Source organism: Oceanobacillus halophilus (genome assembly GCF_003628505.1).
GTDB lineage: Bacteria > Bacillota > Bacilli > Bacillales > Amphibacillaceae > Oceanobacillus > Oceanobacillus halophilus.
On the sequence record NZ_RBZP01000002.1, the window covers coordinates 493888 to 514977 of the forward strand.

18 protein-coding genes are annotated in these 21090 nt (G+C 38.0%); 7 read left to right on the forward strand and 11 right to left on the reverse strand.

Annotated features, from left to right (window positions below; all coding sequences use genetic code 11):
• Positions 1 to 5: 5 nt before the first annotated feature.
• Positions 6 to 785 carry an ABC transporter ATP-binding protein gene (locus D8M06_RS06255; RefSeq protein ID WP_121203523.1) on the forward strand — a complete coding sequence of 260 codons (780 nt, stop codon included), beginning with the start codon at positions 6 to 8 and terminating at the stop codon, positions 783 to 785.
• Between the two features lie 61 nt (positions 786 to 846).
• Here D8M06_RS06255 and D8M06_RS06260 read toward each other — a convergent pair whose 3' ends face one another.
• A complete protein-coding gene (locus tag D8M06_RS06260; protein WP_121203524.1) occupies positions 847 to 1233 on the reverse strand; it encodes a hypothetical protein in 387 nt (128 codons plus the stop codon).
• 211 nt (positions 1234 to 1444) lie between these two features.
• Between D8M06_RS06260 and corA the strand changes: the two genes are divergently transcribed.
• On the forward strand, positions 1445 to 2392 hold the full coding sequence (gene corA / locus D8M06_RS06265) for a magnesium/cobalt transporter CorA (RefSeq protein ID WP_121203525.1): 948 nt from the start codon (positions 1445 to 1447) through the stop codon (positions 2390 to 2392).
• A 106-nt stretch (positions 2393 to 2498) separates the two neighbouring features.
• Here the strand turns inward: corA and D8M06_RS06270 are convergent, their stop codons facing one another.
• From D8M06_RS06270 to D8M06_RS06290, 5 genes are all read right to left on the reverse strand, one after another.
• Complete coding sequence (locus D8M06_RS06270; protein WP_121203526.1) at positions 2499 to 3440, reverse strand: LCP family glycopolymer transferase; 942 nt, start codon at positions 3438 to 3440, stop codon at positions 2499 to 2501.
• 66 nt (positions 3441 to 3506) lie between these two features.
• Entirely contained in the window at positions 3507 to 4493 is a 987-nt protein-coding gene (gene galE, locus D8M06_RS06275; protein ID WP_121203527.1) for a UDP-glucose 4-epimerase GalE, read from the reverse strand.
• A gap of 319 nt (positions 4494 to 4812) precedes the next feature.
• On the reverse strand, positions 4813 to 5142 hold the full coding sequence (locus D8M06_RS06280; protein ID WP_121203528.1) for a DUF2187 family protein: 330 nt from the start codon (positions 5140 to 5142) through the stop codon (positions 4813 to 4815).
• A gap of 487 nt (positions 5143 to 5629) precedes the next feature.
• Positions 5630 to 6535, reverse strand: coding sequence for a homoserine O-acetyltransferase MetA (metA, locus tag D8M06_RS06285; RefSeq protein ID WP_121203529.1), 906 nt, complete (start codon positions 6533 to 6535; stop codon positions 5630 to 5632).
• Between the two features lie 285 nt (positions 6536 to 6820).
• Positions 6821 to 8401: a BCCT family transporter gene (locus tag D8M06_RS06290; protein WP_121203530.1), complete on the reverse strand. Its 1581-nt coding sequence runs from the start codon at positions 8399 to 8401 to the stop codon at positions 6821 to 6823.
• A 490-nt stretch (positions 8402 to 8891) separates the two neighbouring features.
• Between D8M06_RS06290 and D8M06_RS06295 the strand changes: the two genes are divergently transcribed.
• The gene (locus tag D8M06_RS06295) at positions 8892 to 9092 is read left to right on the forward strand and encodes a cold-shock protein (protein ID WP_121203531.1); all 201 of its coding nucleotides are present in this window, start codon (positions 8892 to 8894) and stop codon (positions 9090 to 9092) included.
• 127 nt (positions 9093 to 9219) lie between these two features.
• On the opposite strand, the gene D8M06_RS06300 is transcribed toward D8M06_RS06295, so the two are convergent.
• Positions 9220 to 9834, reverse strand: a complete 615-nt coding sequence (locus tag D8M06_RS06300; RefSeq protein ID WP_121203532.1) for a cysteine hydrolase family protein — start codon at positions 9832 to 9834, stop codon at positions 9220 to 9222.
• 200 nt (positions 9835 to 10034) lie between these two features.
• Here D8M06_RS06300 and D8M06_RS06305 point away from each other — a divergent pair, with 200 nt between their 5' ends.
• Positions 10035 to 10433 carry a ribonuclease HI family protein gene (locus tag D8M06_RS06305; protein WP_121203533.1) on the forward strand — a complete coding sequence of 133 codons (399 nt, stop codon included), beginning with the start codon at positions 10035 to 10037 and terminating at the stop codon, positions 10431 to 10433.
• Between the two features lie 44 nt (positions 10434 to 10477).
• On the opposite strand, the gene D8M06_RS06310 is transcribed toward D8M06_RS06305, so the two are convergent.
• The 4 genes from D8M06_RS06310 to D8M06_RS06325 form a co-directional block, all read right to left on the reverse strand.
• Positions 10478 to 12334, reverse strand: a complete 1857-nt coding sequence (locus tag D8M06_RS06310; RefSeq protein WP_158591741.1) for a DUF2207 domain-containing protein — start codon at positions 12332 to 12334, stop codon at positions 10478 to 10480.
• Between the two features lie 165 nt (positions 12335 to 12499).
• Positions 12500 to 14179: a serine hydrolase domain-containing protein gene (locus D8M06_RS06315; RefSeq protein WP_121203535.1), complete on the reverse strand. Its 1680-nt coding sequence runs from the start codon at positions 14177 to 14179 to the stop codon at positions 12500 to 12502.
• A 432-nt stretch (positions 14180 to 14611) separates the two neighbouring features.
• Positions 14612 to 15511, reverse strand: coding sequence for a formyltetrahydrofolate deformylase (purU, locus tag D8M06_RS06320; RefSeq protein ID WP_121203536.1), 900 nt, complete (start codon positions 15509 to 15511; stop codon positions 14612 to 14614).
• A 158-nt stretch (positions 15512 to 15669) separates the two neighbouring features.
• Positions 15670 to 16836, reverse strand: coding sequence for a nucleotide sugar dehydrogenase (locus D8M06_RS06325; RefSeq protein ID WP_121203537.1), 1167 nt, complete (start codon positions 16834 to 16836; stop codon positions 15670 to 15672).
• A gap of 223 nt (positions 16837 to 17059) precedes the next feature.
• On the opposite strand from D8M06_RS06325, the gene D8M06_RS06330 reads away from it, so the two are divergent.
• The 3 genes from D8M06_RS06330 (at position 17060) to D8M06_RS06340 (ending at position 21088) form a co-directional block, all read left to right on the forward strand.
• Positions 17060 to 18289 (forward strand): EAL domain-containing protein, encoded by a 1230-nt coding sequence (locus D8M06_RS06330; protein ID WP_338322958.1) that lies wholly within the window; start codon positions 17060 to 17062, stop codon positions 18287 to 18289.
• A gap of 290 nt (positions 18290 to 18579) precedes the next feature.
• A complete protein-coding gene (locus D8M06_RS06335) occupies positions 18580 to 19776 on the forward strand; it encodes a CynX/NimT family MFS transporter (RefSeq protein ID WP_241558887.1) in 1197 nt (398 codons plus the stop codon).
• Between the two features lie 217 nt (positions 19777 to 19993).
• On the forward strand, positions 19994 to 21088 hold the full coding sequence (locus tag D8M06_RS06340) for a hypothetical protein (RefSeq protein WP_121203538.1): 1095 nt from the start codon (positions 19994 to 19996) through the stop codon (positions 21086 to 21088).
• Positions 21089 to 21090 lie beyond the last annotated feature (2 nt).

Here is a 21090-nt window from a genome sequence, read left to right on the forward strand (position 1 = left end):
AGGCAATGGCCGCCATTATTGAAGTACGGAACGTTAGCAAATCTTTTGAAACAAAAAAGGGGGAAGTAAAAGCACTTGAAAATATTAATCTGACTGTTGAAAAAGGAGAATTGCTATGTATTGTTGGAGCTTCTGGAAGTGGAAAAACAACATTGTTTAATTTAATAGCTGGGTTTGAACAGCCAACCAGCGGAGAAATTTTGTTAAATAATGAAGTAGTTACCGGCATTCATTCTAATGCCACCATGGTTTTCCAGCAATATGCACTTTTCCCATGGAAGACAGTGCTTGAAAATATTGAGTTTGGTCTAAAAATGAAAAAGATATCTAAGAAAAAACGTCGGGAAATTGCCGATGAATATATAAAATTAGTTAGTTTGGAAGGATTTGAGAACTCCTATCCGAAAGAACTCTCAGGAGGAATGAAACAGAGAGTGTCTATTGCGCGGGCATTGGCAAGTGATTCCGATATTCTATTAATGGACGAGCCGTTTGGTGCTTTGGATGCGATGACGAGACAAATCATGCAGGAACAGCTTGTGAAAATACATGAACAAAGCAAAAAGACGATTGTTTTTATTACTCACAGTATCGATGAGGCCTTGCTACTATCATCCCGCTTAATTATCTTCACCTCTCGTCCTGGAAGGGTGAAATCCGAGTTAATCAATCATTTGCCAAAACCACGAACTGCAGACGTACAAATATCAAAGGAATATTTAGAACTCAAATCCATGACATGGGAAACCGTGCAACAAGAGGTACTTAACCAAATAGAAAGCTAGAGAGGATCGTTTTTCTCTAGCCTTCTGGTGCCTGTCACTTCCCGAGTTTTGTCGAATGGGGTTAGCTTGTTTTTCTTTGGGTGGTGTGCTTCGTTTGTAGAATGCTAGGTATGATTGCAGCAGTATATTCAGAATCTTGAAATATGACTTCTTTCACATGCTTTTCGATGAGTGGCAGGACATAGTTTATTCGTTTTCTATCTTTTTCAAAGTGTTCTACCGCAAAAAATAGAACGAAATCCATCTTTTCCTCGGAATGACTTAGAAATCTTGTCATTTCATTTAATGCTGGTCGTTTCGGATTTATAGCAGGATAACTGATATCACTGTACTTTTTTACTATTTCGATATTCTGCATTTCATTCATTCTGTTTAACCACATTTCCTGTTTTACATAAATTTCATTTGGCTTCAGTGGTCTAATGGTGTAAGTAACTCCCTTTTTCATAACTACTAACCTTCTTCCTGCCTGTTAAGGCTCTGTTTACTAGTAGTATGAACCGGAAAACAAGGGACCAAACATGCGTTTTCATTGTAGGCTTGTTGAACTTATCTTGTAATACAGATATCAGCTGTACCAGTATAGCTTGGCCCGCTTCCGGTTATAGCTAAGTGAAAGTAATTGAAGAAGCTTGATAATAGGAGAGTATGTTGCTGCTATGATTCAAATTATTGCCATTACATCGGAAAATGAAAAGGTTTTGTTACGTAACATTGACCAATTTCAATCAGATCAATACAAGTGGTGGTGGATTGATTTTAATAAACCAACAGATGAAGAAATAAATAAGCTTGATACCGTTTTGAATTTCCATCCACTTGCCATTGAAGATTGTATTCATGCCAAGCAGCGCCCTAAGCTTGATTATTATGATGACTTCTCCTTAATCGTTAACCATACGGTAGGAACAGAGCGGTATAATCAACATGAGATTGACTTCTTTATGGGCGAAAATTATATTGTAACCTTTCATTTGCAGGACCTTACCGAAGTAAATCAAGTATGGAATAATATGATAAAACGAGAAAAAATGGATGATTGGGATGAATTTCGCGTTTTATATGAAGTCTTTGATAAAGTAGTGGATAACTTCTTTCCTATTATTTATCAGCTCGAGGAACAAATTAATGAAGTAGAAGAAAATCCTGAAAATAAAGCGATGAACCTACTTTTGGATAGATTATTTGATTTGCGGCATGAACTTCTTCGGTTAAGACATACGATTAATCCTATACGTGATCTGCTTTATCGAATGATAAATTCACACCATTTACAAGGAATTCAAAAACATCGAGAATACTTTGCTGATATTTATGACCACTTATTGAAACTATCCGAGATGGTTGATTCAAATCGTGAAATAACGAATGATATTCGTGATAATTTCATTTCCTTAAATTCGTATCAGCAAAATAAAGTCATTCAAATTCTAACGGTAATCACATCCATTTTTGCTCCACTTACCTTTATTGCTGGCATATATGGAATGAATTTTGTACATATGCCGGAACTCACTTGGCATTATGGCTATTTTGCGGTACTTGGAGTCATGCTGCTGGTAACCATTCTAATGTTTTTATGGTTCCGACAAAAAGGCTGGTTTTAAGGTCACTGCTTCCCATTCGACAAAAATCGGGGAGTGCCAGGCACCTAAAAGGCTCCAATCTAAAAGCCCCATGCACGTTTCTAGTGCATTGGGGCTTTGATTTATATTAAGAGTTCATGTCTTTTATCATTTTGCTGACTTTGTTTATTTCTTCGTCAGGAATAACATAGTAGTAAATTCCATTGATATTCGTTCCGCTTCCTTGTAACATATAGCTTTCATGATTGTGTCGTACGTTCGAATAATTTAACAACAAATCCTTCATGTCTTTAAACTCCATGTTGGTTGTCATATTATTTCCTAGTACATCAATGACGCCATTAATTTTATTTACGGAACCTACCTTCGCCCCTTTATTAATAATTCCAGTAATAACTTTCCGCTGGCGATCTGTACGTCCAAAATCTCCTCTTGGATCCTGTTTCCGCATACGAACATACCCTAATGCCTCATTACCATCTAGCGTAAGATCGCCTTCAGAGTATGTGAATCCATTTGAACCTTCCCAAGCTATATCATTATTCACCGTAATTCCACCAAGCACATCTACCAAGTCAGATAAGCCTTCCATATTCATCTGAACAAAATAATCCAGCTCAATATCCAGCATGTTCTCAACGGTAGAAATCGACATATCTGCTCCACCATATGCATAAGCGTGATTAATCTTATCCTCCATACCTTTTCCAACAATCATAGTTCTCGTATCACGCGGGATGCTGACTAATTGCATCGCGTCGTTTTTCGGGTTTAAGGTTAATACCATTAATGCATCGGAACGGCCTCTATCGCTACCACGTTTATCGACACCAAGGAGCAAGATGTTCAAAGGTTCTTTATCGATTACTTTTTGTTTGACGATTTTTGGATCAATGGATGTTACCTTTTCATGCATATCTACATCTACTGCTTGTTTGGCATTATTATAGATGGAAAAAGCATATGCCCCAACACCAATTACTAGAAGTAATACTACCGCAAGAACACTAAAGGTCACTTTTTGCCATAGTGGTCTTTTCTTTTTATTTTTTCTTGTCTCCACAGACATTCTCATCTTCCCCTATTTAAATTTACCGAAATTATACCATATTTCGACAAATGTAGTTAACTACATTTATTCATTAAAGCCATTTTCATGATTCACATGCCAATTCCATGCATGTTGAACCATTGTTTCAAGTGCTGCATATTGTGGCGTCCAGCCAAGTTCTTGCTTCGCCTTTTTGGAGGATGCAATCAGTATAGCTGGATCTCCCATTCGCCTTGGTGCTACTTTCGCTTCTATTATTCTTCCGGTAACTTGACGACATGTCTCCAGTACTTCTCTTACGGAAAAACCCTGTCCATTCCCTAGATTATAAATACTGCTTTCTTCGGTTTCACGAAGCTTTTTCACGGCCAAATAATGCGCTTGGGCCAAATCCATCACATGAATATAATCACGGATACATGTTCCATCCTCCGTGTTGTAGTCGTCACCGAAAATCTTCAAGAATTCTCTTTGCTCTAAAGCCACCTGTAAAACTATTGGAATCAAGTGTGTTTCTGGATCATGATCTTCACCAATTCTACCCTCTGGATCGGCACCTGCTGCATTAAAATAACGCAAACAAACAGACTTTAGTCCATATGCCTGGTCACTCCATTTCAACATATTTTCTATAGCCAATTTTGTTTCTCCGTATGGGTTTGTCGGTATTGTTGGATCGTCCTCTTTTATCGGCGTTGATTCTGGTTCACCGTAAGTTGCAGCAGTAGAAGAAAATACAATGCGTCTCACATCATGCGCCACCATCTTTTTCACCAGATGGAAAGTACCCATTACATTGTTTTCATAATAACTTAATGGGTCGGTAACACTTTCCCCTACAAGAGAACTCGCTGCAAAATGAATGACAGCATCTATGGTATTCTCTGTAAATACTTTATCCAATAACGCTTCATCATGAAGGTTTCCTTCGTAATATGGTGTTTCCAATAATGCGGCTTTATGTCCTTTGGTGAAGTTATCCAGTACGATAACCTCTTCTCCCTGTTCTTTTAAATATAAAACCGTATGACTCCCGATATATCCTGCTCCACCTGTTACAAGTATCGCCATTAATCGCTCACTCCTTGTCCAAATTCATAAACCTTGCGAACAAAATAAACACTGAGACTATTATACTATTCGCTAGGGTGCCTGTCACTCCCCGATATTTGTCGAATTATTTAATTATATGGATGGGCAATTTTTTCTTGTGTTGAGTATGTACTTACTTTTTGCTTATGTCTTTGGCTTATTCCTCCGTAATCTCGAGCCATAGTTAAATAATTGCTTAACATATCTGCTATGCAGCCCACTTTCCTAATCACGATAAGATATTTTCCCATCTAAAAAGCGAATAGCATCTGTTCACCATTCGCTTCTTAGAAATATATTAAGATCTTTTCTCTAAAATTTTGTATTTACTGTGTGCTACCACCGTATTGGAATACCCATGATTAAACATTTCTAAATCTTCTATAGGCATGGATGATAAATCTACGATGATACTGTTTTCTCCGTGAGATGGAAGAACCGTCCCTTCTAGAATAACATTTTCTCGTTGAAATTGGATGATATCACCCGGCTCCGCCTTATGTTCGTCTACTTGAAATACATCAAATTCACTCTTCCTAACATTTTCCACATTAATCACCTTTTCTGTGTGTAGTAAAAGCAAGATATTCCTAAAATGGAGAGGGCTGACTTGTACATATTGCTCCATTAAGCCCTTCCTAAATTGTTCCTTACACCTTTTGCAATAGCCACCGAAGATTCAGTTTCGTCTCATTTTATGAATGAATACTTCTATGTAAATTTATTTAGTCTACAAGAAGTCATTTGAATGTTTAACACCATCGTCGGGATGAAAACGCTATCAACCATTTGTTTATTTAACTTTGATAATGGAGAGGCGGTTACCCTGGCCACTGTATCTATGAATAATTTATAAGAAAAGCTCTTCTGCCCCGAACCCGTGGGAAATCCTATTCATTCCTAACTGCCCAGGACCAGAAGAAGTCTTTCTTGTTGCGTAATAATACAATGCCAGCGTTACTGTATTTAACATGTAGGTTTGGCTCTTTCAACAGTCCAACATATTTTTTTCTTGTTTTTGCAAAAGATATACCTACTATTATACTATGAAACTTATTTAATTTATATTATTTAACGAAAACTTTAAGTAAATTGTCACTAGTTTTATAGATGGTTTACCATTCATATGGTGTTTGCTGGTACACATAATAGTTTAGCCAGTTCGAAAAGAGTAAATGACTGTGTGATCGCCACGTATGTAATGGGCGTTCATTAACATCGTCATTCGGAAAATAATTCTTTGGTATTTTAATTTCCATTCCGCGTTCCAAATCACGATGATACTCTTCTGCAAGTGTTGTTGCATCATATTCCAAATGACCAGTAATCATGATGTTTTTAGCATCCTTTGACATTATGATGAATGGAGCATCTTCTTCTGATATAGAAAGCAAATATAGGTCCGGGTGAGCCTCAACAGCCTCTTTAAAAACGCCTGTATGTCTGGAATGGGGTGCATGAAATACTTCATCAAACCCGTGAACAAGTTTTACTCTCGGATCATCTATATTATGTTTAAAAATACCAAAGCATTTCTCTGGTAATGGATACTTTTCTATACCGTAGTGATAATATAAGGCAGCTTGAGCTCCCCAGCAGATATTTAGGGTGGACGTTACATTTTCCTTAGCCCAATCCATGATTTGTGTTAATTCTTCCCAGTAATTAACCTCTTCAAATTCTAAGTGTTCAATCGGAGCACCAGTTATAATTAATCCATCATAGCGATTGTTTTTTACATTTTCAAATGTGGTATAAAAAGAATCCAAATGGTAATTGCTGACATGCTTGGATTGATAGGTTGCTGTCCTTAAAAACGAAATATTCACCTGTAATGGTGTATTACCAAGTAATCTTAATAACTGTAATTCTGTTTTTTCTTTCTCTGGCATTAAATTTAAAATTAATATATTCAATGGACGAATATCCTGCGTTCTTGCTCGATCTTCATCCATAACAAATATTTTCTCCTGCTTTAACATTTCTCGAGCTGGCAATTCCCTCGAAATATTAATCGGCATCCGATACACACCCCTTTCAAAATTATCAGAATGTAATTACCATTATAAGTTTAAAGTCGGTGCCTGTCACTACTCGAGTTTTGTAATTTCTTGTCGATTTTGTTGATTCTCTTTATAAACCCAATACTCACAAGACTTAAAAGCTTATATTTCCTTCTTTCTTTTGAAAAAAATATAGCAAAAAGAGAGAAGCCGACAACAGCCTCTCTCTTCTACTCTCTAAATAACCTGCACCATTGCAACATTTCGACCACTATCGACAAAAACCGGGGAGTGACAGGCACCTCATCTGGATTTTTTTTCTGGTTTTCGTTCGATGTAGATGACGTTGGCTCGGTATTCTCGGTGTGCTTTTAGGTCTTCTCCTGATGCTTTGATAAACGACCAGGCGAGTAAGAACATGATGAATAAAACCGGGAAACCTGCAACAATACTTGCTGTTTGCAGGGTTTCCAGACCACCGATGAACATGAGTGTCATTGGTAGTAATAAGAGGGTGAATGCCCAGAACAAGCGATTCCATCGTAACGGTTCACCCATATCAATGTGCTTCTGAACAACAGAGGCTAAAATATAGGATGCGGAATCAAATGTTGTCGATAAGAAAATTAACGCTAATATCGTAAAGATAAATACAATCACTCCAGAAATTGGTAACTGGTTTAAAATTTCAATAATCGTTGCTGGTGCCCCATACTCATTCATAAATCCAATAACATCAAAGGAACCAGAAATTTGCAGGTACATCCCATAGTTCCCGAGTATTCCAAAAAACAACACACATCCGATGGTTCCCCATATCATTGTTCCTAGAATCATTTCGCGAATCGTACGTCCACGTGAAATCCGAGCAACAAATAACCCGACAAATGGCGCATAAACAAGCCACCAAGCCCAATAGAAAACAGTCCAAGATTCCGGGAATCCGGAATTCTCATATCCATCGACATTAGCAAGTGGCTCCAGCCATGTTGCCCAACGAAAGAAATCATCGATTAAGATTCCAAGACTTGTTACTGTTGTTTCGCCAATAAATAAAGTAGGACCGAAGAGAAAGATAAAACCTAGAATAAATAAGGCTAGCCAAATGTTGATATCACTTAAGAATTTTATCCCTCTTTGCAGACCAGAATAGGAACTCAAAGCAAAAATAGCCGTAGCAACTAACATAATTATTGCCTGAAGTCCCATCGTCACGGGAATTCCTGTAATTTCACTTACACCTTCAGCAATCATGGGCGTTCCTAAAGCAAGAGTGGTTCCAGCCCCACCCATTAAACCAAACATAAACAGAACATCAATTAAGACGCCTATAGGGCCATCCACTACTTTCCCTAATACCGGACGTACCGATTCACTTATTTTCAGCACTGGTTTTTTTCTAACATAATAAAAGTAAGCTATCGGCAGAGCAGGTAATGTATAAATAGCCCAAGCAACTGGTCCCCAGTGAAAAATACCATAAGAAGCTGCATACTCAATTGCCGCACGTGATCCTGGCTCTGCATTAAATGGTGGTCCTTGATAGTAATACGCCCATTCTATCATTCCCCAATACAGGATACTCGAACCGATACCAGCTGAGAATAGCATCGCTGCCCAAGAAAAAGTATTAAATTCTCTTTTTACCTCCCTTCCACCAAGCTTGATTTTCCCATGCTTACTAAATGCTACATATAACAAGAAAAATAACGCGGAAATACCAAGCAGGATATAAAAAACTCCTAGGTTGGTCGTCATAAATGTATTTGCCGCATTAATTACTTCTGCTCCCGCTTCTGGGAAAAACATTAATGGCAGGGAAACAGCTAAAATAATGAACAATGCACCTATAAAAGTAGGCCAATCTATTAAGTTTCGATTCATGATGTAAATGTCCTTTCTATCTGTTTTTCTCCATATTTGTTAGTCTGCAAAACAAAAACCCAATGCATTCGAGATATCTTTTCAAACATTATTTCTTTAATATGTCCATAATAAGGAGGAATCATGTTATTTTATTAAAAGATGTAACGGAAAAATGATGAATGACTACATCTAAGACAATGTGAAAACAGTGGCCAGGAACTAGTCACCAAGTCAAAAACCACAAAAAGCTGGAAGAAAAAAAGAATTCGAAGAGAGAAATAAGCCTTTAAATCAAGGGTTTATAAGGTTTTTCCATATTTTACTGAAATTTATTTATTTAAAATGTATAATTTCCTATCTTTACGTGTTATAATAAGATTAACTTATTGATGTTCGGTAGCAATACAAGCACATGTAAGAACTTTTAAGTGATTATGGTCTTGGTTATCTATCTCTTGAACAGAAAAAGTAATAAACGTGCTAACAAAGCACATGGAGGAATTTTCTTATGAACACAGGTTCAGTAAAATGGTTTAACGCAGAAAAAGGTTTCGGTTTCATCGAAGTTGAAGGTGGAGACGACGTATTCGTACACTTCTCAGCTATCCAAGGTGAAGGTTTCAAAACTTTAGAAGAAGGTCAACAAGTAACTTTCGATATCGAAGAAGGTAACCGTGGACCACAAGCAGCTAACGTTGTTAAAGCGTAAGTAAGCTTTTAAAAAGCTCTTCTCATCCCGAGAAGGGCTTTTTTATTTTATCTTTATAATGGTATGGTCAGCACCTTTACGAAAAAAAGAGCAGTTCAACTACTTCAACTGCTCCCCTGTTTCCATTTTAATCCCTTAATAAATTTTTCATTTCATCAACTGATACAACTCGTGCAAAAGCAAATTCAAAGTTCCCAAAAGATCCTTGTTCTGCTTCCTCTGTGAAAGATGCAGTGCATTCTCTTGGAACAAATACATTTATATCACGATAAAAAGCATCTCGAATAGTCGATTCTACACATACATTGGTCGCAATCCCAGTCACCACTAACGATTCGACACCTAATCCTTTCATCACTTCTTCTAACTGCGTATGATAGAAAGCACTATAGCGATGTTTCTTGACTATGTAATCCGTGTGGTCTGGTCTCAATTCAGATATAATTTCCGCATCCCATGTACCATCGAAACAATGTCCTAGTTCCATAATAGGAGGGAACACTTTGGCTACTAACCCTGCATCTGTTTTGTCTGGACGATGGGTATGTTGGATATAAATTATTGGTCTATCTTGTTTGTTAAATTCCTCTTTTAATTGTTGAATTGGTTGAATAACACTAGACGTTCTTGATGTATCTAATCCCATTTTTGATAATGATCCCTCAGGATGGATAAATGCATTTTGCATATCAATAATTAGTAATGCAGAATTTTCTTTCTCAAAATCTAAACCTTTACTCATATGTAGTCCACCTTTCAAATAATAATTTTATTATACTGTCTGGAAAGGTACATAACCATGGATAATTTGTGAAACATTGAACTTGTATACGTATAACATAACATCATTCGACATATTTCGGGGAGTGACAGGCACCCAATGAGATGGTAAGATTTACGATAGTATTAGCCTATAATTTGGCGGGAAGGATGTGCGACTGGTTGATTGAAGTGTACACAGATGGGGCATCGAGCGGGAACCCTGGCAAAAGCGGGGCTGGTATTTATATCAAAGCAAACAATACAACCTATGAATATACTTTTCCGTTAGGGGAGTTATCCAATCATGAAGCAGAATTTCATGCAGTAATCAAAGCATTGGAAATCTGCAAGGAATCCTTTCCAGGTGAGATTCTATCCTTTCGATCTGATTCAAAAATAGTGGTAGATACGGTAGAAAAGGATTATTCCAAAAACGCTACCTTTTTACCTTTGCTGGAAAAAATACGAGCGGAATCCAATCACTTTCCATATGTTTTCTTCAAATGGATTCCTAGTAAGCAGAATAGTCATGCGGATAAACTCGCTAGAAGTGCGATTCAAATCGAAAATAAGGATTAAAAAGGAGAAAGGAATTGGCACATGGCCGCCCTTTCTCCTTTGTATTAAAATGCACCTGCTCCTCCACCACCTGTAGAGGATGTAGTATTCGTGGTATTGCTGCTCGATGACAGCGTAGCGGTGTATAATGAAAAGTCCGTTGAGTTAAAAGCTGCTGTCGCAAATGCCGGATTAGCAAGCAACGGAAGATTTGCCTCCCAGTTCATGGCATCAACTTCTTTTCCACATCTTTTGGCATATGCTTCACTATTCCCTAAAACGATTGCATACTCCAACCGGCGTTCTATTTTCTCTTCATTTGCATCTACCGGATAACGATCATTCTTCAATAACTTATTTGCTGTTTTAATAGCAAATTTTAATTTTCGAGTTTCCTTGTTCCAATATCTGGCCGGTACACTTAATAATGCAATAAAGGATATCCCATAAAATACTAATGTCCAAATAATCGCAGGAGTGAAACTAAAGCCAATAGCTGTCATGATAATGATCATAAAATAATAGGCATAAAGAACCCATTTGTTTCGGTTAAAGACCAATGCTATTATCGTTATCACACCAGTGATTAGTGGTAACACCCACTGTTCGGTTGCGCTGATTGTATCAATCGTCGTAAAGTAATAATACAAACCAAATGAAGCTAAAAGAATTGGTATCGAAAGAAAAGAATAAGCTTTAAACGGTTTGCGTGATTCCTGAAATCCTTCCCTTTTTTTCACTAATTCTGTCCATTTGGAGAAATGGCTCTGGAAATGTTCTGCCTTCTCCTTCTTCACTTCATCCGATTCACTCTTATGATCAAGAACCGATTCCAATAGAAAATAGTCACCCGCATCGTCTGACTCGGTAAATAACCATGTTCGCAGGTACTGATCTGCTGCATCAACTTCCGCCTCATCTTTCACCCAAGTAAAGCGAAATGTGTTCTTATCTTTTGTTACCTCAGATGGAACTTTTTGAAGTTTTACGACTCCTCGTTGTTTCAATGAAAATAAGGCAGCAATAAAACTTTCTTCTGATAAATAACCTTGACCAAACAGATATTTCACGAATAATGGATCTGTTTTTTCAAGAAGCCGAATGAGAGCATCTACGCTTTTATCCCCACGATAACGAAATGGATGAAAAATAAGCATGAGGATGGTAGTAATACTAACTACTCCAATAAGAATTATAATGATGGGAACGATTTTTTCCATGTTTTCATTGAGACTGGCCTTTCGTTCTACTAATTCTGCCTCGTTTGCCAGAATGACATCTTCCATCATTTTTTCACTGCTCATTTCCATATTTGGCAATTGCTCGGCAGGAAAAACAAAACGAATTAATGATTGTTCCCCTGATTCTAACAGAGAATTGTTATAGACTAAGCTCTGGCCATTACTGGATAATTTCCCAGTTTCATCTTCATGTAAAAAATAATGGGTATTTGACATATTGTTTTCCGGTGGATGTATAGAGATTTCCACTTGATGAAGGTCTGTCTCGTTTGATTCATCAAAAAATGCATACCTTAAATCTGCTACATCTGTGTATTTTTTTACGGACCCTTCAATTGCATACTGATAGGAAACATTCTTCTTCTCATCGGTGGAATCTGAGTAGATTTTATAGGTTCCATCCTCTTCTTCTGTTTCCAAAGGTTCTATCGTGCGTCCTGACTCATCCGTTATAAAAGCTTCAAATCCATGAACATCTGACTCTATCGCTCTCGTCATCCCCTCGTAAGAACCATGAAAGGTATACGAAAAGTATTCTTCTACATGAATCGTCCCATCCTCTTGAATGAAAGCATTGATGGTTACATTATCTATAGTAAAAAAACGTTCTTCATCGGAGCATCCTGCTAAAAAGAAGATAGAAAATATAAATAAAATGAATATCGGAATATATTTCTTCACATATGTTCCTCCTGTAAATGGCTTATACATGTAATACGAATGATTCATAGAAAAGTTTCATCTTTGTTGGAAGGAGTTGAAGTTTCTTAAAATAAGTGTGATGCACATAAGAAAAGAAGAGTACGTCCAGATTAGTTCCAGGACTACTCTCCTTCTATATTTGACTTAATATCCCCTTTTTACCCAATCCTCCGTTGTTAGCTCAAAAGATAGCACTTCTCTAGCTTGGTCTTCTAGCTTGGTATCGGTAATATACCAGCCACGCCCATTATAATACGTATCTGTTGCATATCGAAAACGAATTTCTGTAGTGTCAGCAGGGATAGTTACTTGTTCTGAAATCCAGTCAGAACTACTCCCGGAAAATTCATTTAAAGCTGTCCAATTCTCACCATCATTGGTTATTTCTACGTAACCAATATCTGAATTCTGCTCCGTAAGATACCAAGTTTCAAATGACAGTGTTGCTTCTTCCTCTAAATCTACTTCCGCTGTTAGAGTATTATTTACGTTTCCGCCATAACCCGCAAACCACGCACCATCTTTAGTCGGTATATCTACAGGTATAGCATCAGCAACTTTTTGAGCAAGGCCACGTCTTGCAGGATTAGTGGACACCGTATTTCTTGTTGGGTGCACACGATTGGTTAATAAAATAGCGATGGTGTCATTGTTTGGACTTACTACAATCGAGGTTCCTGTATACCCTGTGTGACCTAAAGACGTTGATTCAGAAAGAGCATCCATATACCACATTTGGGATAGTTCCCAACCTAAACCATGATCGTCACCTGGAAATTCTGGTATCTGATTTTCTACCAGTAACTCCACGGTTTCTGGCTGTAAAATTTGAGCATTCCCGTAACGACCTTCATTCAAATACATTTGAGCTAATTTGGCCAAATCACTTGCTGTCGAAAAGACACCTGCATGCCCGGCTACCCCATCTAAAGACCAAGCCTTTTCATCATGAACCGTTCCCCACACAATTCCTCTATCTGTCCATGGCTGATATTCCGTCGCAGCGATTCGATTCTTTAACTCCTCTGGTGGATTATACATCGTATCTGACATTCCAAGTGGTTCCGTAATAACTTCTTCTACATACGCATCCAATCTTTTTCCACTTAACCGTTCTACTAATACTCCTAGTGTAATCATATTCAAATCACTGTATGTATACACTGTTCCAGGTTCGTTATCTAATGGATATTCTAAAACATACTGCAAACGTTCCTCCCTTGATCCTTCTACATCCGCAACAGGAGCACTTGGTGCAAAACCGGAAGTATGCGTCATAAGCTGTTGAATGGTCACCGCTTCTTTTCCATTTTCAGCAAATTCCGGAATGTGCAAGGAAACCGGATCATCTAGCTCAAACAAACCATCCTCATATAATTTCATTGCTGCAGTTGTGGTAAAAATTTTGCTAATGGACGCAAGATCAAAAATCGTATCTTCGGTCATGGCAATCGGCTCTTCTACTTCAGTAAATTGATCATCTTCATAGAGCAGAGCATGTCCATATGCCTCCTGTTGAACAATTTTCCCACTCCGTGCAACAAAAGTGACCGCACCTGGCATGGTCCCATCTTCTATCAACTCTTCCATCACTGTATCGATTTCATCCAATGGTTCCTCTAGCATTCCTGCTCCCCTAGCAGAGCTAGGATGTAGCACAGGTGCACTTGGAGCTGGATTCCCCCAGGTAAACGTAGGGTGCGCTTTCTTAGCTTGCACGGTCGAATCTGGCGCACCGTTGTTGGCATGAATGACAGTATCTTGTCCTATAAACAAACTGGATACCAAGATTACTGAAAATAAAATAGGCAGTATTCGCTTCATCTTTCTCCTCCTTTAAATAGTCAATCTATTAAAAATTATCCTAATTCTATTAATAGGTGAAAAACAGAAGAAAGTCTATACTCCTATGGAATCAAAAAAAGGTAAAAGCGAAGAGATTCATACTATTGACACAGGTAAAAGGAAGGGAAACGTGAACTATTTGATTGACAGTGCCTCTGACAAATATAAAAAGGCTCCTTTTCTAGAAGGTTCTTGCTAATTTTTATTTTAGATAGACTATTGATTTCTTTAATTTTATAGCCCTCGCTCACATTCATAGGTTTGTGCGGTCACTCGCTCCGGCAGAACACTTTGCTTTCTGTAGCAGATATAAAGCCTATTCTTAATTAAATAAATCAGGAGTTTCAACAACTGTAAAAGTTCTAAAAGCAATACGAAAAAAGACTATAAAAAAGAGAAGTCATTGACTCCTCAAAATACAATCGTTTTATTCTCATGCACAATAATACGGTCATCCAAATGCCATTTCACCGCTCGGGCAAGCACACTTCTTTCAATCGCTTGACCGATTTTTTTCATATCTTTTTCGTTATCACGATGATCAACTCGCCCAATGTCTTGCTCAATAATTGGCCCTTCATCCAAATCACTGGTGACATAATGAGAAGTTGCTCCAACCATCTTCACACCACGCCTGTAAGCTCGTTCATATGGCTTGGCTCCAACAAAAGCAGGCAAGAATGAATGATGAATATTAATGATTTGATTTTTAAAGTTATCAACAAAGTTATTGGTTAAAATTTGCATGTAGCGTGCTAGCACAATTAGATCTATCTCATACTTTTCTAACAGCTGCTTTTGCTCTTCTTCCACTTGCTTTCGGGTATCTTTATTAGCAGGTATGTAATAAAACGGAATACCTAGCGACTCTACCATTTCACGGGATGTTTCATGGTTGCTAATGACAAGCGAGATGTTGGCTAGCAAATCACCACTTTGATATTCCCACAGGAGTTCCAATAAGCAGTGTGGTTCTTTTGAAACAAAAATCGCTACATTCTTCAAATCACTAACGTACATGAACTTCCACTCCATGGAAAACTTCTCGGCAATAGGGGAGAAGTCCTTTTCCAGAAACGGCCCTTTTTCTTTCAAATTGGGGCACTCGAATTCAATTCGCATAAAAAATTGTCCGCCTTGAGGATCTAACGTATACTGATCAGATGCGACGATATTAGCCTCATGCTGGAATAAAAATTCAGACACAGCTGCTACAATTCCAGGTTGATCTGGGCATTTAATCAAAAATCTTGCCCTATTCTCATTTTCTTCTTTAAAACTATGAATCTTTCCTTGCATATATTTGTTCATTTTCATACCTCTTACTTTTAGATTTGTATTTACTGTAAAGTAATAGAGTGGTTGAGTCAATATAAAGTTGAGTGAAAGATTGTTTCTTTTCTGGCTACTATTGACGATAATTTCCTAAAAAAAGGATGCGAAACCACGATGATTTCACATCCCATAGATTAATCTCTACTATAAAGATCTCGGGTATATACTTTTTCTTCCACATCAGCAAGTTCTTCTGACATGCGATTGGCAACAATTACGTCACTTATTTTCTTAAATTCATCAAAGTCGTTCACTACTTTGGAGTTATAAAATTCTTCGGTATCTAGAACTGGTTCATAAACAACCACTTCCACACCTTTCGCTTTGATACGTTTCATGACGCCTTGAATAGAAGATTGTCTGAAGTTATCCGAGTCCATCTTCATGGTTAGTCGGTATATTCCAACTACTTTCGGCTTTCTTCTAAGAATCATTTCGGCAATATGATCTTTTCTCGTACGGTTTGCATCCACGATACCTGATATAATGTTGTTCGGTACATCCTCATAGTTGGCAAGCAATTGTTTGGTATCTTTCGGCAGACAATATCCGCCATAGCCAAAGGATGGATTATTATAATGGGAGCCAATCCGTGGATCAAGACCTACCCCTTCAATAATTTGCTTGGAATTCAGGCCACGAACTTCTGCATAGCTATCGAGCTCATTAAAGAATGAAACCCTCATCGCAAGATATGTATTAGCAAATAACTTAATTGCCTCAGCTTCGGTAGAATCCGTAAATAAAACTGGGATATCCTCTTTTACTGCACCTTCTACTAATAAATCCGCAAAATCACGTGCTCGATCAGACTGTTCTCCCACAATGATTCTAGATGGGTACAGATTGTCATAAAGCGCCTTTCCTTCTCTAAGAAACTCAGGTGAAAAAATGATATTATCTGTTTCAAACTGTTCTCTCACACTTGCTGTATACCCAACTGGAACGGTTGACTTAATAATCATCACAGCATTTGGATTAATCGATAAAACATTATTTATTACTGTCTCGACGGTACTGGTATCAAAATAGTTTTTATCAGGATCATAGTTTGTTGGTGTTGATATAATTACAAAATCGGAATCCTGAAATGCTTCCTTAATATCTGTTGTTGCTCGTAAATTCAACTCTTTCGTCGCCAGGAAGGTTTCAATTTCCTCGTCGACGATTGGTGATTTTTTATTATTTATCATGTTCACTTTTTCTTCTACAATATCTAGTGCTACTACTTCATGATGTTGTGCTAATAGAACAGCATTCGACAAACCTACATAACCTGTTCCTGCCACTGCAATTTTCACTGAACAAATCCTCCTACTTATCCATTTATATCCTTTAGTATATATCTTTCTTCTTACCCATATCAATTTTACACTATTTTCGTCGACTAAAAAATACTTTTGACCTCTCATTCGACAAATTTCGGGGAGTGCCAGGCACCTCTTACGGGCGACATTAATCAGGCTTAGCGCACTTTCTTATGGTATAATGAGAATGTTGAATGAAAGATTATAATGGAGGTGCATGATTGTGGATCCATTAGATATTATGATGAATCTAGAACAAGTCATACCCTATTACCAGCCTATTGTAAGCGCGGACACAAGGGAGGTTATCGGGTATGAGGTAAAAGCTTATTATCAGGAAGGTGAAGGAGAAAGACAGCGACTGGACTGGTTTTTCAAGGACCCATCCATCCCACATGATTTTCAGCTGGAAGTGAACAGTAAGATTCAACAAAAAGCATTGGATGACTTTTTAACAGCTGATTCGTCATCATCTCTATTATTCATTAATTATGATGCAAGGTTATTGTTTAAAGATGATGGAGAAACATTGCTTACTCTTTTGCAATCCTATGAAGAAAAAGGATTAAATTTAAGTAGGATTGTCATTGAATTAAAGGAAGAACATATCACAGATGAAATGGAATCCTTGGATACATTATTTAAATATATGAAAACATTAGGCATTCAAATTGCTCTGGATGATGTAGGGAAAACCAACGGAAATCTTGGTCAAATGGCTTTATTTGAACCGAATATAGTAAAAATTGATGTGAGCTTTCTGAAAGATGATGCATTGCCACACCTTTATCGAGACGTGCATTATTCCATCTCCATGCTGGCAAGGAAGATTGGAGCAACATTACTCTTTAAAGGGATTTCCACATACAATCAATTTAACTATGCTTGGCGTAATGGTGGCAGATATTACCAAGGAAGATACTTAGGGCAATCCCAGCAAGAGTTTGCGGAAGAGGATTCCTGCAAAGAAAAAATTGAACGAGACTTTCAGCTTTTTGTTCAGTTTGAGAAAAAGAAAATGAAAGCACAACTCGAGCTAGCAAGTCGTATTAATAAACAATTTGATGAAACACTCCCAAACATTAAGTCCGATGCTCCATTTGATGAGATTATCTTCACGGTAGGGCATGCTTGCAGTCAGTTTGCTTTTCGAGTGTACATTTGCAATGATGAAGGAATCCAATTGTCCTCCAATGCGGAGAAAAATAAAGACGGAGATTGGGAACTTCATTATGAAGGAAGACTCAAGAACTGGAGCTGGCGTCCATATTTCTTTGAAAACATTGTTCGCATGAATGTGGAGAAGAAAGGGATTCTATCCGATTTATATACCGATATTGAACGTGATGAACAAATCAGAACGTATTCCTACCCACTTTCAGAAAAAAGCTATATATTCATCGACATACCATACGACTACTTATATGAACAAGAAGGGCTATTGTAACGAAACTCATCAATAGCTCTTTTTATTTTTGCTTTGAAGGTGCCTGGCACTCCCCGGAATTTGTCGAACACCAAATTTCAGGCGGGGGTTGGGGTTAAGATTCATTTCAACTTGTCCGATGCCTGGCACTCCCCGAATTTTGTCGATTATACGTACCTGATGGTAAGCGGAGATAGTGCTGCGGCACACTTTTATCACTAATCTTAAAAGAATTTTTTCATCATATGTAACAGAGAAGTCCTTTGTGCTATAGTGAAAATGGACGGTTTGGAAGGAGTTTTAAACTAGTAATGCATAATATGCCTGAACGAAGTAAGAAAATGTATCAAATTTTATTAATAACTGGTATTGTCATTGTTGCCTTTAATCTTAGGCCTGCTATTACCTCGGTTGGTCCACTCATCGGTACAATCCGCGATGACGTAGGTTTAACGAATTGGAGTGCTGGATTACTTACTAGTTTGCCGCTTATTGCATTTGCAATTATGTCGCCAATCGCACCGATACTTGGAAACCGCTATACAAATGAACGGGCTATGCTGTTAGCAATGGCGCTATTACTTATCGGGATCAGTATTCGTTCAATATCAGTGGTCATGATACTTTTTGTGGGAACTTTTTTTATTGGACTGGGAATAGCTATTTTAAATGTACTTTTGCCAAGTTTAATTAAAGATAAATTTCCCAAACGAGTCGGACTGATGACTAGCGTCTATTCAACTTCAATGGGAATCATTGCTGCTATCGCATCTGGAGTAAGTGTCCCATTAGCTAGTGGGTTGAACTTAGGTTGGCAATTCGCCTTATTTATCTGGGCTATTCCTGCCGTGATGGGGATAGGTATTATGCTGTATCTCTCGAAAAAGGTACATACGGATAATCAAGCGGATAACCGTCATATCCCTACTAGTAATAGCAATATTTGGCGCTCCCCCCTTGCATGGCAAATCGCACTCTTTATGGGGATGCAATCCTTTCTCTTTTATGTAACAATTTCTTGGCTACCGGAAATCTTACATGACTCCGGGGTATCGATGACTACTGCAGGATGGTTGTTATCCTTTACCCAATTTATTGGATTGCCTGCCAGTTTCCTTGTTCCGGTTATTGCGGAAAAATTTAAATCACAGCGAGTGATTGTATTTGCACTTAGCCTTTGCTCTATCGGAGGATACAGTGGTTTGCTTCTAGGAGAGTCCTATTTTATTTTGATTTTGAGCATTATTCTAATTGGATTTGCACTTGCAGGAACTTTCGCTTTGGCATTAGCATTTTTAGGTATGCGTGCCAGAACTGCGAAGCAAGCAGCTCAATTGTCTGGCATGGCACAAACGTTAGGCTATATACTAGCTGCCCTCGGACCAATATTTATCGGATATCTCTATGACCTCACCCAATCTTGGACGGTTCCAATACTAACCATCATCACCGTATCCGTCCTAGTCATGCTATTCGGATTCGGGACAGGCCGTAATAAATTCGTTTAAGGTGCCTGGCACTCCCCGGTTTTTGTCGAATTTTGCGGACAGTTGTTGGTCAAAAGGGTAAGTCTCTTACTTTTCAGTTAGGGGCTTACCCTTTTTGACTCCGAATTGTTGTTACCATCTTTTGCTGTATCATTCATTCTATTTATATCCTCTCGACTGACACCTCTTCTTAAAATCTACATATACTGGTACAAATGCCTAGAGGAGGTTCATTCATATGGATAGCAAAGAACCTATTACAAAAGGTTCTCCAAAACGAAAAAAGTGGCATGTTTATGAAATCCTTGGCCTGTTCATCGTTGCATTATCTTTAATTTTGCTTTTCTTTGCACCAAGTGCGCTATCAGAGTTATTCGACGTTATTATTCAAGAAGTAAAACCTGTTGTCATCGATACCTTCTTATTAAGTGAAGTTGGAATAGCAATCATTGTGAGTGTTATTGTTGGGAGGATGCTGGAGCGTTTTGGATTTACGGATGGACTGATTCGTATCTTTGTACCGATTATGAAAGCATTTAAAATAAATCCATCTGTCATCATTCCGAGCTCCTATAATATTCTTGGTGATATTAATGCTGCGGGTAAAATTGCCGGACCGATTCTCGTTAAGGCCAAAGCAACAAAGGCCGAACAAAAAATTGCTGTAGCAACCATGATTCAATCCCCACAATCTTTCGCTACATTCGTATTAGGAATTATTGCTTTGTCCATTTTTGGAATTAGTGTCTTTCCGCTTGTCCTTCTTTCCATATTCGCACCATTAATTATCGTTCCTTGGATACTTTCAAAAACTATGTATCGAGATACAAAAAAAGTTGATTTGGAGGAATTACCACGTTTTACACCAAAGACCAAAATCATGAACACCATTTTTTCTTCAGCAAAAGAAGGAACAGAGTTATTATTGCTCACGATTATTCCTGCCGTTGCGGTTGTCTTTTTCTTTATTGGTGCACTGAATTATTTCGGGATATGGGGGCCGATTGAAGCTAGTTTAGGGACCATTTTAACTACATTTAGCATTGAACCGAGCACAGGAATTATCTCCATTCTTGCCGCACCAACACTTGCCGTTGCACAACTAGCAGAATTAAGCGCAAGCATTGATCCACGTTTAATAGTTGGATCATTTGTACTTGCAAATTCAGGGTTGCCATTATCTGTGATATTCGGCCAGGTACCTGTCACTTGGGCAGAAACAACCGACTTAAATGAGCGAGAAGTACTCGGGGCAGCTGTGATTGGAATGGTCATCCGAGTAATTACTGCATGTATCATTGGATATTTCCTAACTCCTTTATTGGTGGTGTGATA